Origin of the sequence: Streptomyces sp. NPDC102437 (assembly GCF_044765565.1) — a bacterium.
Classification (GTDB): Bacteria; Actinomycetota; Actinomycetes; order Streptomycetales; family Streptomycetaceae; genus Streptomyces.
Genome location: NZ_JBIWKI010000014.1, coordinates 127,479 through 141,669, shown reverse-complemented (window position 1 = coordinate 141,669; position 14,191 = coordinate 127,479). Strand labels below are relative to the sequence as shown.

Annotated in this window: 4 protein-coding genes; all 4 read right to left on the bottom strand. The window is 75.1% G+C overall.

Going from position 1 to position 14,191, the window contains the following annotated elements:
- Nucleotides 1–12: 12 nt before the first annotated feature.
- The 4 genes from ACIRJP_RS19960 to ACIRJP_RS19945 are packed head-to-tail and all read right to left on the bottom strand — an operon-like array spanning nt 13 to nt 14,141.
- A complete protein-coding gene (locus ACIRJP_RS19960; protein ID WP_404175612.1) occupies nt 13–1,413 on the bottom strand; it encodes an MFS transporter in 1,401 nt (466 codons plus the stop codon).
- On the bottom strand, nt 1,410–2,405 hold the full coding sequence (locus tag ACIRJP_RS19955) for an ornithine carbamoyltransferase (protein WP_404175609.1): 996 nt from the start codon (nt 2,403–2,405) through the stop codon (nt 1,410–1,412). The genes ACIRJP_RS19960 and ACIRJP_RS19955 overlap by 4 nt, the downstream gene beginning before the upstream one ends.
- 4 nt (nt 2,406–2,409) lie before the next feature.
- The gene (locus tag ACIRJP_RS19950) at nt 2,410–9,057 is read right to left on the bottom strand and encodes an amino acid adenylation domain-containing protein (RefSeq protein ID WP_404175606.1); all 6,648 of its coding nucleotides are present in this window, start codon (nt 9,055–9,057) and stop codon (nt 2,410–2,412) included.
- A complete protein-coding gene (locus tag ACIRJP_RS19945; protein WP_404175836.1) occupies nt 9,054–14,141 on the bottom strand; it encodes an amino acid adenylation domain-containing protein in 5,088 nt (1,695 codons plus the stop codon). Before ACIRJP_RS19945 ends, ACIRJP_RS19950 begins: the two co-directional genes overlap by 4 nt.
- Nucleotides 14,142–14,191 lie beyond the last annotated feature (50 nt).

Here is a 14,191-nt window from a genome sequence, read left to right as displayed (position 1 = left end):
GGGAGCGTCCCGTCAGTCGGCCGCCGCGAACGGGCCCCGGCGCAGGGCCGGGGAGATCAGCGCGGCGAGGGCCGTCAGGGCCATCGCGAGGCTGAGCCCGAGGACCGTACGGGTCGGGCCGAGGCCCTCCAGGGCGAAGCCGGCCGCGACCGGGCCGGCGGCCATCGCACCGCCACCGACCAGCATGGCCAGGGAGTTGGCCCGGCCCCGCATGCTGTCCGGTGCGATCCGGACTAGATAGACGCCGCCCGCCACGTTGAACACACCGCCCACGTAGCCGCTCAGCGCGAAGATCGCACCCAGCGCGTAGGGGTCGCGGAGCACGGCCACGGGCACCATCAGCAGCGCCCACACGGCCAGCCCGCCGATCACCAGGGCACGCATCGACAGGCGCTCGGTCCATCGGCCACCGGTGAGCGCCCCGACCAGGCCGCCCGCCCCGCTGAGCGAGAGCACGACACCCACCTGGAACTCGGTGCCGCCCGCCGACTGGATGCCGGACATCACCGCCAGGTTCAGGCCCTGGAAGAGGACGTTGGAGACGGCGACGGCGGCCATCACGGCCCGCAGGAAGTGCTGGCGCCACATCCAGACGAGACCGGCGCGGACCTCGGCGGCGAGCGCCGTCCGGGGCGCGTCCTTCCGGTCCTGCTGAAGCTTCCCACGTACACCGAACAGGCAGGCCACAGCGGCTAGTTGACCGGCGGCCGCCGCCACGAACGGCAGCGCGGAGCCGAGCGTGACCAGTCCGCTGCCCAGCGGCTGGCCCGCGATGGCGGCACCACGGGTACGGGCCTCGTTGCCGGTCATCGCGGCGCCGATCTGCTCGGACGGCACCACGGCGGGCACGGCGGCCCGCTCGGCCAGCTGGAACAGCACACCGAGGGTGCCCTCGACGAACGCGGCGGCCAGCAGCGCCCACAGCCAGATGTGCCCGCTCAGCAGGAGCGCGGCGATCACACCGGCCACCACCGCCTGGCCGAGCCCGGCACCCAGCATGACGCGCCGCCGGTCCCAGCGGTCGACGAGGGCGCCGCCGGGCAGCTGCACCACGAGCTGCGGGAGCAGCAGCGCGGTCCCGACGAGCCCGGCGTCGCTGGGTGACCTGGTCGCCCACAGGACGGCGAGCGGATACGCGACGGCGGTGGCGCGCCCGGCGAGCAGCGAGAGGCCGGCGCCGCCCCAGAGCAGGCGGTAGTCACGGTTGCGCCGCAGCGGCACGGGCGGCGCCGCGGTCTCCCCGTCCGGGGTGGGCTGCGGGTCGGGTTGCGGCTGAGCGGTCGTCCGGTGGTCGTCCTCCGGTACGGCGTCGGCGTCGTCCCGTTGCTCGGCGGCCAGCAGCCACGACAGTGCCGCCGGGTCGGTCACCGAGTCGGGCGCGGAGTCTGTCGCGGTATCGGTCGCGGGTCTCATCGCGCGGCCACCAGGGTGCGGTTCCCGGACGGGGTCGCCCCGGGCTCCTCGGCCCTCGTGGACTCCTCGGCCTTCGCGGCGGTGCGGACGAACTCCAGTACCGCCATCGCGCTGTGCATCTTGTTGGTGGCCTGGGCGAAGGCGATGCTGTGCGGTCCGTCCAGCACCTCCGCCACGACCTCCTCGCCCCGGTGGGCGGGCAGGTCGTGCATGAACACGGCGTCCGGGCTGGTCTCCCACAGGGCGGGCGTGATCCGGAACGGGGCGAAGACGTTCCGCCAGTCGGGGTCGGGCTTGCTGGTGCCGGTGGTCTGCCAGCGGGTCGTGTAGATCACGTCGTAGCCGCCGGTCAGCCCGTCCATGTCGTGCCGCTCGACCAGAGTGGCACCGGTGCGGGCGGCCTGGGCGCGGGCCCGGTGGGCGATCGACTCGCCGAGGCCGTAGCCGGGCGGGGTGCGGACCTCGAAGTGGACGCCGGGGAAGCGGGTGAGGGCGAGCGCGAGCGCCGCCGCCGTGTTGTTGCCCTCGCCCGCGTACAGGATGCGCAGGCCGTCGACGTGGCCGAAGTGGCGTACCAGTGTGGTGAGGTCGGTGAGCGCCTGGGTGGGGTGTTCCTCGGCGGTCATGGCGTTGACCACGGACATGGTCCCCTGCCGTGCCCAGCCACGCAGTTCTGCCTCGGGCCCGGCGGTCCGGGCGACGAGGACGTCGAGCATCCCGGACAGCACCCGGCCGGTGTCCTCGGTGGTCTCGCCGGTGTTGAGCTGGAGGTCGCCGGGTCCGTAGGCGATGAGGGAGCCGCCCAGCCGCAGCGAGCCGGAGGAGAAGGCGGTACGGGTGCGGGTGGAGGTCTTGGCGAAGTAGACGCCGACCACCTGGCCGTCCAGCGGTGCGGGCCGCCGGGCGAGACCGGCGGAGAACTCGGCACCGCGGTCCACGATCCGCCGCAGCTCCGCGTCGGTGAGGTCGTCGATGGAGATCAGATGACGCATGGGGTCAGCCTTCCTGGGCCGGGTCGTGGGCCGTACGGACGTCGAGTGCGGCGGCCAGTCGCTCCACCGTGTGGTGGCGCAGCGCGGTCGCGAGGTCGAGCGGGAGCCCGGCCCTGCGGGCGGCGAGCAGCAGGGGCGGTACGAGCAGGGAGTCGCCGCCGAGGTCCCTGAAGTCGTCGTGCACGCCGACCTGTTCGAGGCCGAGCACCTCGGCCCAGACGGCGGCGAGCTGTCGCTCGGTGTCGGTGCGCGGCTCCACGTAGGGGGCGTCGGCGGCGGTGGCGGCGCGGGCCACCAGGGCGAACCGGTCGCGTTTGCCGTTCGCGCCGAGCGGGAGCGCGGGCAGGGCCGTGACGGTCGCCGGGATGACAGCGGCGGGCAGCACCGCGCGCAGGCGGTCGCGCAGGGCAGGCACGGAGACGGTGTGCCCCTCGGCGGGCACCACCCAGGCCGCGAGGCGCTTGCCGCCGTCGGCGGCGTCGACGGCCGCGACGAGGGCTTCGCGTACGGAGGGGTCGGCGGCGAGCGCGGCCTCGGCCTCGCCGGGTTCGACTCGGTGTCCCCGGATCTTGACCTGGTCGTCGGCGCGGCCGAGGAACTCCAGGGCGCCGCCGGGGAGCCGGCGGGCCAGGTCCCCGGTGCGGTAGATGCGGGCGCCCGGCAGTCCGTAGGGGTCGGGCAGGAACGCGGCGGCGGTCAGGTCGGGGCGTCCGGCGTAGCCGCGGGCGAGCCCGTCGCCGCCGAGGTACACCTCACCGGCGATGCCGTCGGGGACCGGCCGCAGCGCGCCGTCCAGGAGCCGCAGGGTGACGCCCGGGAGCGGAGAGCCGAGGCCCACAAGGGAGCGCGGGGCGCGGGGCCGCTCGGGGGCGTGCAGGGTGTCGGCGTGCTGGAGCCCGGCTTGGACACCGGCCGCTGCCGCGAGGGGGCGCGGTGCGCCGCGGTGCCGGTTCCGGTGCCGGGGCAGGACGCGCAGGGCGGTGGCGGCGACGGTGGTCTCGGTGGGGCCGTACTCGGCGGCGAGGACCATGCCGCCGGACCCGATGCGGGCGGCGACGCGGTCGGCCTGGGCGGCCGGGTAGGCGTCGCCCGCGCAGACGGCGAGCGCGGCCAGGGAGCCGAGTTCGGCGTCGGTCAACTGGGCTTCCAGGAGCGTCAGATGGCCGGGGGTGAGCCCGACGAAGGAGTAGGGCGCGCCCTTGAGGAGTTCGGCGCCGAACTCCCCCGGCCCGTACGACTGCGGGAGCAGCCGCACGGTCTGCCCGGTCATCAGGGGTGCGTACAGTGCGGGAATTCCGAGGTCGAAGCCGACGGACGTGAACCACGGCGCGCCGCCGGTGCCCGCCGCCGCGTACTGCTCGACCGCCCAGTGCAGGTAGTGGGAGAGGGACCGGTGGCTGATCTCGACGCCCTTGGGGGTGCCGGTGGAGCCGGAGGTGTGCAGGACGTACGCGAGCCGGTCCGGGGCGTGGGCGGTGGCGGGCCGGGCGGGTACGGGGGCGTCGGTGAGGTCCTCGGCGACCACGAGCGGGACGTCGCCCAGGCGGGCGGCGTGGCGGCGTTCGGTGACCGCGAGCGTGAACTCGGTGCCGGCGATCCGGGCGTCGGGGGTGCAGGGGTCCACGGGCACCTGCGCGGCGCCCGCCTTCCAGACGCCCAGGAGCGCGGCCACCAGGTCGGGGCCCCGGTCCAGGAGCACGGCGACACGGGTCTCGGGCCCGGCGCCGAGGGCGCGCAGCCGGTGGGCGACAGCCTCGGCGCGGGCGTCGAGCGCGGCGTAGGAGAGGGTGGTGGAGGAGCTGGTGGTGGAGGAGTGGCTGGTGGATCCGAAGGAGAGCGCAGGGGCCGTCGGGGTCCGGGCGGCCTGTGCCTCGAAAGCGCCGAGCACGTCGGCGGGGGTGTCGGAGTGCGGCAGGGCGGGTGCGGCGAGGGCGCCGCGCTCGTAAGCGTCGGGGTAGGCGCCGCGGGCGTCGCCGTCGGCGCCGGTGCGCGCCATGTCGGCGAAGACGGCGGTGTAGAGCGCGGCGAGGCGCTTGGCCCGGCCCCGGGAGAGGGTGCGGGTGCGGGAGGCGATGGACAGGTGGCCGCGCACGGGGGTACCGACGACGAGCCGGAACTCGTTGGGGCTGTCGTCGCGGCTGGCCATGATGTCGATGAGCTCGGTGTCGACCTGGTGGAAGTCCAGGTAGTGGAAGAGGACGTCGATGAGGTGGGATTCGCCGCCGGGTCTGCGCATGGCGGGCATCGGGTAGCGGCGGTGCGGCCACAGCTCGACCTCGCGGGCGAAGACCTGCTGGGCGAGTTCGCCCCAGGTCGCGGCGGTGCGCTCGTACGGGAAGGGCACCGAGTTGAGGTACATGCCGGAGACGCGTTCGGCGCCCGCCTCCTCGGGGCGTGCGTCGGCGACCATGCCGCCGCGGAACCGCTCGGCGCCGGTGAGCAGCGAGAGGACCTTGCTGTGCGCGGCGTGCAGGACGCTCTTGTAGGGGACCTCGGCGGCGGTGGCCAGCGCGCGCAGGCCCGGTTCGACGTCGCCGAGCGGGATGTCGATGCGGTAGCGCTCGTCGCCCTCGTCGTCGCCCTGCCATCCGGCAGGGACGCTGAACCGCTCATAGGTGTCGACCATGTGGCGCCAGTGCTCGCGGTCGGCCGGGTCGTCCAGGGAACGCAGTTCGCCGGCGACGAAGTCGGCGTAGCGGACGGCGGGCACGGGCGGGGCGGGCTCGGGCTCGGCGCCGGAGCGCAGCGCGCGGTAGGCGCGGAGCATCTCCATCAGCTGGGAGTGGTAGCTCCAGCCTTCGATGACGGGGTGGCACTCGGTGATGGACAGCCACCAGCTCTCGTCGTCGAGGAGGTGGACGGCCATCCGCATGAGCGGTGCGCGGGTGAGGTCGAAGAGCTCTTCGCGGTCGCGGTCGGCGAACTCCCAGAGGGCCAGTTCGCGTCGGGTGGCCGGCAGGTGGCGCAGGTCGTCGAAGACGCAGGGCATCCGCGACGCGGCGTGGACGAGCTGGAGCGGCCGGGAGTAGCCGTCGAGCGCGAAGGAGGTCCGCATGACCTCGTGGCGTTCGACGATCAGATCGGCGGCCCGCTGGAACGCCTCCTGGTCGAAGGGGAGTTCGTCGCGGATCCGGAAGGAGGTGATGTTGTGGTAGCGGTTCTCGGTGCTCTCGCCGTACATCTCGACGAGCATCCCGGCCTGGGTGAGCGAGACGGGGTAGGCGTCGGTGACGTCGGCGGGCAGCGCGGCCCGGTCCGCCTCGCCGATGAGGGCGAACCGGGCGACGGTGGTGCCCGGTCCGGCCCCGTCGGCGTCGCCGAGGGCTGCGCGCAGCCGGGCCACGGTGCGGTGGGCGAAGATGTCGCGGACGCTGGTCTCCCAGCCGGCCTCGCGCAGCGCGCCGACGAGGGTGACGGCGCGGATGGAGTCGCCGCCGAGTTCGAAGAAGTTGTCGTGGACGCCGACGGTGTCGCGGCCCAGGACGGTGGCCCAGATCCCCGCGATGGCGCCCTCGGTGGCGTCGCGGGCCTCGACGTAGTCGCCGACGGCGGTGGCGGCGCGGCCCGGGGCGGGCAGCGCGCGGCGGTCGAGCTTGCCGTTGGCGGTCAGCGGCAGGGCGCCGAGGGTGAGGTAGGCGGCGGGCACCATGTACGACGGGAGGGTCTCGCCGACGCGGGCGCGCAGCGCGGCCGGGGTGAGGTCGTCGGGTCCTGCGCCTTCGGCGGGGACGACGTAGGCGACGAGTTCCTTGGCGCCGGGGCTGTCCTCGCGGACCAGGACGACGGCTTCGGCGACGGCCGGGTCCGCGGTGAGCGCGGACTCGATCTCGCCGGGCTCGATGCGGTAGCCGCGGAGTTTGACCTGGTGGTCGGCGCGGGCGACGAAGTCGAGGTTGCCGTCGGGCAGTACGCGGGCGATGTCGCCGGTGCGGTAGAGCCGGGCGCCGGCCGGGCCGTAGGGGTCGGGCACGAAGCGTTCGGCGGTCAGGTCGGGGCGGCCCGCGTAGCCGCGGGCGACGCCGATGCCGCCGATCCACACCTCGCCGGGCACACCGACGGGCAACGGGCGCAGGTGCTCGTCGAGGACGTACATGGTGGTGTGCGGGACGGCGCGGCCGATGGGGACGAGTTCGGTGGTGACGGGCCCGTCGAGGAAGTACGCGGAGTTGCCGACGGTGATCTCGGTGGGGCCGTACTCGGCGGCGAGGCGGGTGCCGTCGGGGCCCGCCGAGGTGGTCCAGCGCTCGGCGAGCCGGGCGGTGAAGGAGTCCCCGGCGGCGATGACGAGACCGGCCAGGCCCTTGATCTGGTCGTCCGTCAACTGCTGCTGGAGCAGGTCGAGATGGCCGGGGGTGAGTTTGATGAAGGCGTACGGGGCGCCTGCGGCGAGCAGGGCGCCGAGGTCGGCGGTGTCGAAGTCCTGCGGGAGCAGGTCGACGCTCCGGCCGGTCATCAGCGGCGCGTACAGGTCGGGTACGCCGAGGTCGAAGGCGACCGACGAGAACAGCGGGGCGCCGCCGGGGCCGGCGCCCGCGTAGGCCTGGACGGTCCAGCCGAGGTAGTTGGCCAGGCCGCGGTGGGTGACGAGGACGCCCTTGGGGCGGCCGGTGGAGCCGGAGGTGTAGATGACGTAGGCCAGCGCGTCGAGGTCGTACCCGGCGGGCAGGGCGGCGGTGGCGGACGCGCGGGCGGCCTGCTCGGCCGGGTCGTCGGCGACCAGGACGGTGAGGCCGTCTTCGTCGGTGACCAGGGAGGCGGGGCCGGCTTCGTCGGCGACCGGGACTGCGGGGCCCTCGAAGCGGCCGGCGTAGCGGGTCTCGGTGAGGACGGTCCTGGTGCCGGTGGTGGCCAGCATGTGACCGACGCGCTCGTCCGGGTAGCCGGGGTCCACGGGTACGTACGCGGCGCCCGCGCGCCAGATGCCGAGCAGGGCGGCGACCAGGTCCGGCGAGCGGTCCAGGAGGACGGCGACGGTGTCCTCGGGGCCGACGCCGAGCCCGGTGAGCCGGCGGGCGTGGCGCTCCGACTCCTCGGCGAGCCTGCGGTAGGTGTACGTGGTGTCGCCGTGGCGCAGGGCGATGGCGTCGGGGGTGGCCGTGGCCTGTTCCAGGATGGTCTCCAGGACGGGGCGCAGGGCGGTGGCGTCGAGGGCGTGATCGGTGCCGACGGGGGTGGCCGGCCCGTCGAGGAGCAGGGCGCGCTCCTCGGGGCCGATCGGGTCGAGGGTGGAGAGCGGGGCGTCGGGGGTGGCGGCGATCTGGGCGAGGAGCCGGGTGTAGTGCCCGGCGATCCGGGCGGCGGTGGCCGCGTCGAAGAGGGCTGTGGCGTATTCGAGGCTGCCGTGCAGGGTGCCGTCGGCGCGTTCGGTGAGGTGCAGGGTGAGGTCGAAGCGGGCGATGGCACCGGCGGCCGGGACGGGCTCGGCGGTGATGCCGGGCAGATCGGGTCCGTCGGCCCCCTCGCCGGACGCGAGGTCGAACATGACCTGGAAGAGCGGTGTGGTCGACAGGTCGCGCTCGGGCTCCAGTTCGTCGGCGATCCGGTCGAACGGCGTCTCCTGGTGGTCGAAGGCGTCCAGCACGGTGGTGCGGTTGGCGGCGAGTACGTCCCGGAAGGCCGGGTCGGCACCCCAGCGGGCCCGCAGCACCAGGGTGTTGTACGCGTATCCGGCCATCTGCCGCAGTTCGGGGCGGGTGCGTCCGGAGACGGCGGTGCCGACCGAGACGTCCCGCTTGCCGGTGTAGCGGCCGAGCAGGGTCTGGTAGGCGGTGAGCAGGACCATGAAGAGCGTGGCGTCGCCGTCGCGGGCGACCCCGCGCAGCGCGGTGGCGGTGGCGGCGGGGACGTCGAAGCCGTGCGTGGCGCCGCCCCAGGTGCGTACGGCGGGGCGGGGCCGGTCGGTGGGCAGGGCGAGCGGTTCGACGCCGGCGAGCTCCCGGCGCCAGTGGTCGAGGCCGCGGTCGGCTTCGGGGCCGCTCTGCCGGCGGGCGGCCCAGGCCGCGTAGTCGGCGTACTGGACGGGCAGTCCGGGCAGTTCCACGCCCCGGTGCAGGGCGGCGAGGTCGGCCAGGAGCAGCGGGCGGGTCAGCGCGTCGCAGGCGATGTGGTGCATGACGACGAGCAGGACGTGGTCGTCGGGGGCGAAGCGCAGCAGCCGCACCCGCATTGGGTGGTCGGCGGCCAGGTCGAAGGTCTCGGCGGCGCGGGCCTCCGTGAAGGCGACGGCGGCCGCGTCGCGGGCGGCGGCGTCGAGGCCGGGCCGGTCGGTGACGGCGAGGTCGACGGGCCCGGCCGGGTCGACGACCTGGCGGGGGTCGGCCGCGTCCAGGACGTAGCGGGTGCGCAGGATCTCGTGGCGGGCGGCGAGCGAGTCGAAGGCCCGCTGGAGGGTGCCCGTCGAGAGCGGGCCGCGCAGCCGGTACGCCATCGGCAGCAGGTACTCGGGGCTCTGCGGGTCGAGCTGGTGCAGGAACCACAACTGGCGCTGTCCGGCGGAGAGTTCAAGGGGCTTCGTGCGGTCGGCGCGCGGGATCGCGGCGCTGCGGACGGGGGTCTCGGTGCCTCGCCCGGCGCGCCCGGCGAGGCGGCGGCGCAGGAGCTCGGCGCGCAGCTCCTCCTGCGTGGGCTGCGTCGGCGCGGTGGGTGCGGTCACGACTGGTACTCCCTGTGGGCGAGGGCGAGTTCGGCTTCGGTGAGCGTCTCTATCTCGGCCGTCACGGCCTCTTCCACGGCTTCGGCGAGCCGGGCGACGGTGGGGCGTTCGAAGACGGCGCGCAGGGGCAGTTCGACGTCGAACTCCTCCTGGATGCGGGCGATGACCTGGGCGGCGCGCACGGAGTTCCCGCCGCTGCGGAAGAACCCCTGGCGGGAGCCGATCCGGTGGCCCGCGACGGCGTCGGGGCCGAGCAGCACCTCGGCCCAGATCCCGGCGATGATCTCCTCGACGGGGCCTTCGGGCGCGGTGTACGGCTCGTCGGCGAGCGCGGCGGCGAGGTCGGGCGTGGGCAGGGCCGCGGTATCGACCTTGCCGTGCCGGGTGAGCGGCACGGTGGTGATCGGCACGAGCAGCGCGGGGACCATGTAGTCGGGCAGCCTGCGGGCGCAGTGGTCCAGGAGTGCGCTGTCGCCGGGTACGGGCATGTCGTCGGCGGCCACCCAGTAGGCGACGAGCGCGGCGTCGGGGCCGGTGCCGTGGACGGTGACCACGGCCTGGGCGACGGCGGGGTGTTCGGCCAGGACGCCCTGGACCTCGCCGGTCTCCACCCGCCTGCCGCGGATCTTGACCTGGCCGTCGGCGCGCCCGGCGAACTCCAGGGTGCCGTCGGGCAGCATGCGGGCCATGTCGCCGCTGCGGTAGAGGCGGGCGCCGGGCTCGCCGTACGGGTCGGGCACGAACACGGCGGCGGTCAGGCCGGGCCTGCCGTGGTAGCCGCGGGCGAGGGCGGTCCCGCCGATGCACAGCTCGCCGGTCACCCCGTACGGCACGGGCGTGAGGTTCTCGTCCAGGACCCGGACCGTGCAGTGCGGGTAGGGGCGGCCGATGGGGGTGGACTGCGCGGTGTCGTGCGCGTCCCACCGGGTGGAGGCGATGGTCGTCTCGGTGAGCCCGTACTCGTTGATGAACCGTCGCAGTCTGCGCGAGAGCTCGCGGGCGAGGGCGGGCGGGCAGTCCTCGCCGCCGGTCTTGCCGACCAGCGGGCGGCGGCCGAAGCCGGCGTCGATCAGCATCTGCCAGTGCGCGGGGGCGGCCTGGAGGTGGCTGACGCCGTGCCGGTCGAGCAGGGCCAGCTGGGCACGGTGGTCGCGCAGTTCGTGGTCCTGGGCGAGGACGACCCGGCCGCCCGCGACGAGCGGCATGACGAGCTCGGTCCAGGAGATGTCGAACGTGGGCTGGGCCAGGGCGAGGTAGGCGTCGTCGGGCCCCTGCCCGAAGTCCAGGTGGGCCTGGAAGGCGCGCAGCGTCGGCAGCAGGGTGCGGTGCTCGACGGCGACCCCCTTGGGCCGGCCGGTGGAGCCGGAGGTGTACATCAGGTAGGCGAGGCGGGTGCCGTCCCCTGCGGGCAGCGGCTCGGCGTCCGCCGGCGGTGCGGCGTCCGGTTCGGTGTCCAGGGTGAGGACGGCGCCCCGGTGGATGCTGGCGAGGCGTGCGGCGCCCGCCGTGTCCGTGACGAGGACGCCCGCCCGCGAGTCGGTGAGCACATGGGCGATCCGGTCGTCGGGCGCGCCCGGGTCGAGCGGCACATGGGCGGCGCCGGCGTGCCAGCTGCCGAGGATCGTGGCGAGCAGCTCGGGGGTGCGGCCGAGCAGCACGGCGACGGTGGTCTCCGGGCCGGCGCCGAGGTCGCGCAGCCGGTGGCCGAGGAATTCGGCGCGGCGGGTCAGCCGTTCGTACGTCCAGGTCTCGTCGCCGCAGACGACGGCCGGGTCCTCGGGGGAGCGCCGGGCCACCTCCGCGATCGCGGTGTGCACGCCGCCCTCGGCCGCCTCGGTGATCGTGTCCCCCGGGCCGGCCGGGCCGGGGCCGTGGGACACGAGTGCGGCGCGCAGTGCGGCGGGCAGGATGTCGGCGGTGCCCAGCCGTACCCACGGGTCGTCGGCGACCGCCTCCAGCAGGCGGGTCCAGCAGTCGGCGAACCGTTCGACGGTGGCCGGGTCGAACAGGGCGGTGGCGTACTCGGCCATCCCGAGCAGGGAGCCGTCGTCCTGGCGCTGCACGACGAACGTGAGGTCGGTGCGGGCGGCCTGCCAGGCGCCCCGGAAGGCGTCGAGGTCGCCGGAGGAGGTCGCGGTGCCGGTACGGCCCTCCTCGTGCAGGTCGAACATCACCTGGTAGAGCGGGGTGCGGGCGGCGTCGCGGCTCTCGTCGAGCTCGGCGACGAGCCGGTCGAACGGCAGCTCCTGGTGGGCGAAGGCCTCCCGGGCGGTGTCGCGGACGCGGACGACGGCGTCGCGGAAGGTGTCGCCGGCGGCGGCGTCGCAGCGCAGCACGAGGGTGTTGAGGAAGAACCCGACGACATCGGCGGTCTCGGGCCGCTCGCGGCCGGCCACCGGGATGCCGACCGGGACGTCCCAGCGGCCGGTGAGGCGGGCGACGAGCGCGGCGAACGCGGTGAGCAGGGTCTGCTGGAGGGTTGCCCCGCAGCTGCGGCCGAGGGCCGCGACGCGCTCGGTGAGGGCGGCCGGGACGGTGAAGAGGTGGACGGCGCCGTGCGCGTCGCGCACCGGGGGGCGGGGTCGGTCGGTGGGCAGGTCGAGCGGGACGATGCCGTCCAGCACCCGCTTCCAGTGGTCGAGTTCGCGCGCGAGGAACGTGTCGGTGAGCCGGGCGCGCCGGTGGGCGGCGTGGTCGGCGTACTGCACCGGGAGCTCGGGCAGCCGGGCGTCCGTGCCGGTGTGCGCGGCCTCGGCGAGCGCCTTGAGGTCGCGCTCCAGGACGACGGAGGACCAGCCGTCGCAGGCGATGTGGTGCAGCGAGAGGATCACGTGCAGGTGCTCGGTCCCCCGGCGTACGGTCAGGGCCCGCCAGACCGGGCCGTTCTCCAGGTCGAAGGGGCGGGCGAACTCCTCCTGCACCAGCGCGTTCAGCTCGTCGGCGGTCGCGGCGAGCGCGGTGCGCAGCCGGGGCGGCCGGGTGCCGGGCGCGTCGGCGATCTGGACGGGCTCGGTGCCGTGCAGGACGTAGCGGGTGCGCAGGATCTCGTGCCGGTCGGCGAGTGCGCCCAGCGCGGCGGCGACGGTGGCGTCGCTGTACTCGGCGGGCAGGGTGAAGAAGGCGGGGGCGTTCCATTCGCTGCTGCCGGGGCGCAGCCGGTCGAGCAGCCACATGCCCTGCTGGCCGGGCGAGAGCGGCAGTCCCTGGGGCTTGCGGGGTACGGGAAGGACCGTTTCGGCAAGGTGGTCGTCGCCGGTCGGGTCGAGGGGGCGGCCGAGCAGCGCGGCCTGGGTCTCGACGGTGGTCGCGGTGAACAGGGCGCGCAGCGGTACGCGGGTGCCCGCCGACGCGGACAGGAGCTCGGAGAGCCGGGTCAGCATCAGGGACGAGCCGCCGAGCTGGAAGAAGTCGTGGGTGGCGCCGATATCCCCGGCGGGCACCCCGGTCAGCTGTGCCCAGATCTCGGCGACGGCCCTTTCGGTGGCGTCGCGCACCGGTACGTACACGGTCTCGGTGCGGCTCTCGGCCGGGTCGGGCAGCGCGCCCCGGTCGATCTTCCCGCTGGCGGTGAGCGGCCACTCGTCGACGGTGACGAACACGGAAGGCACCAGCACATCTGGCAGGGTGCGGCGCAGAAAGGCGCGCAGCTCGTCGGGGCGGGGCGCCTCACCGCGCGGCTGCACCCAGGCGGCGAGGCGGTGGCCCGCGCCGGCCGGGTCGGGCACGGCGGCGGCGACGGCGGTGCGCACCCAGGGGTGGGCGGCGAGCGCGGCCTCGACCTCGCCGGGCTCGATCCGTACGCCGTTGACCTTGACCTGCTGGTCGAGGCGGCCGAGGTATTCGAGGACGCCGTCGGCGCGCCAGCGCACCTTGTCGCCGGTGCGGTAGAGCCGCTGTCCCTCGTTGTGCGGGTCGGGCACGAAGCGTTCGGCGGTCAGGTCCGGGCGGCCGAGGTAGCCGAGGGCGAGCCCGATGCCGCCCGCGTGGAGTTCGCCGGGGACGCCGACGGGCACGGGCCGTCCCGCCGGGTCGAGGACGACCACGCGCATGTTGCCGATGGGGCGTCCGATGGGGACGGCGCCGGTGTCCCGGTCCGGGTCCCACTGGTGCTCGGTGATGTCGACGGACGCCTCGGTGGGTCCGTAGGTGTTCCAGATCCGTACGCCGGGTGCACGTTCGAGGATGCGGCGGCACAGGTCGGCGTGGAGGGGTTCGCCGGCGCTGAAGACCAGGCGCAGGGCGGTGGCGCGCTCCCAGCCGGGTTCGTCGACGAGGCGCCGGTAGACGGAGGGGACGCCCTGCAGGACGGTGACGCCGTGGTCGGCGACGGCGGCGAGCAGGGTCGCGGGGTCGCGCTCGGCGCCTTCGGGGGCGAGCACGAGGGCGGCGCCGCTGATGAGCGGGGAGAACAGCTCCAGTCCGGCGGCGTCGAAGCCGACGGTGGTCTTGAGCAGCACCCGGTCGGCGGGGCCGAGCCGGTGGCGGTGGGCCAGCCAGCGCACCCGGTTGGCGATGCCCTCGTGCGGGACGAGGACGCCCTTGGGTCGGCCGGTGGAGCCGGAGGTGTGCAGGACGTAGGCGGGCCGGGCCGGTTCGGCGACGAACTCCGGTGCTGCCGGGGCCTGTTCGCCGTCGAGATCCTGGTGCTGCTCGCCGGTGACGTCCTCGGCGAGCAGTACGCGGGTGGCCGCGGGCAGCTTGTCGGCGGTGGACCGCTCGGCGAGGGCCACCGGTGCCCGCGCGTCGTCGAGGACGAGGGCGATGCGGCTCTCGGGGTGGTTGGGGTCGAGCGGTACGTAGGCACCGCCCGCCAGCCAGACGCCGAGGAGCCCGGCGACCAGGTCGGGCCCGCGGTGCAGGCACACGCCCACGAAGTCGCCGGGGCGCACGCCCAGGGCGTGCAGCCGGGTGGCGAACAGGGCGGCGCGCGCGCCGAGTCCGGCGTACGTGACCATGCTTCCGTCGGCACCGATCACGGCGGGCGCGTCGGGCGTACGGGTGCGCTGGGCGGCGAACAGCGCGGGCAACAGGGGCGCGGTTTTGGGCCGGGCAGTGGTCGCACCGGCGTACGAACCCGACAGCATGCGGTCGTTCACAGTCTCTCCTCCATCGGGATCGGGCGGCGCGGTGGGGG

Bases quoted from the DNA above. Each gene is read 5' to 3' on its own strand.
- ACIRJP_RS19960 (WP_404175612.1), bottom strand. From the start codon at position 1,413: ATGAGACCCGCGACCGATACCGCGACAGACTCCGCGCCCGACTCGGTG.
- ACIRJP_RS19955 (WP_404175609.1), bottom strand. From the start codon at position 2,405: ATGCGTCATCTGATCTCCATCGACGACCTCACCGACGCGGAGCTGCGG.
- ACIRJP_RS19945 (WP_404175836.1), bottom strand. From the start codon at position 14,141: ATGCTGTCGGGTTCGTACGCCGGTGCGACCACTGCCCGGCCCAAAACC.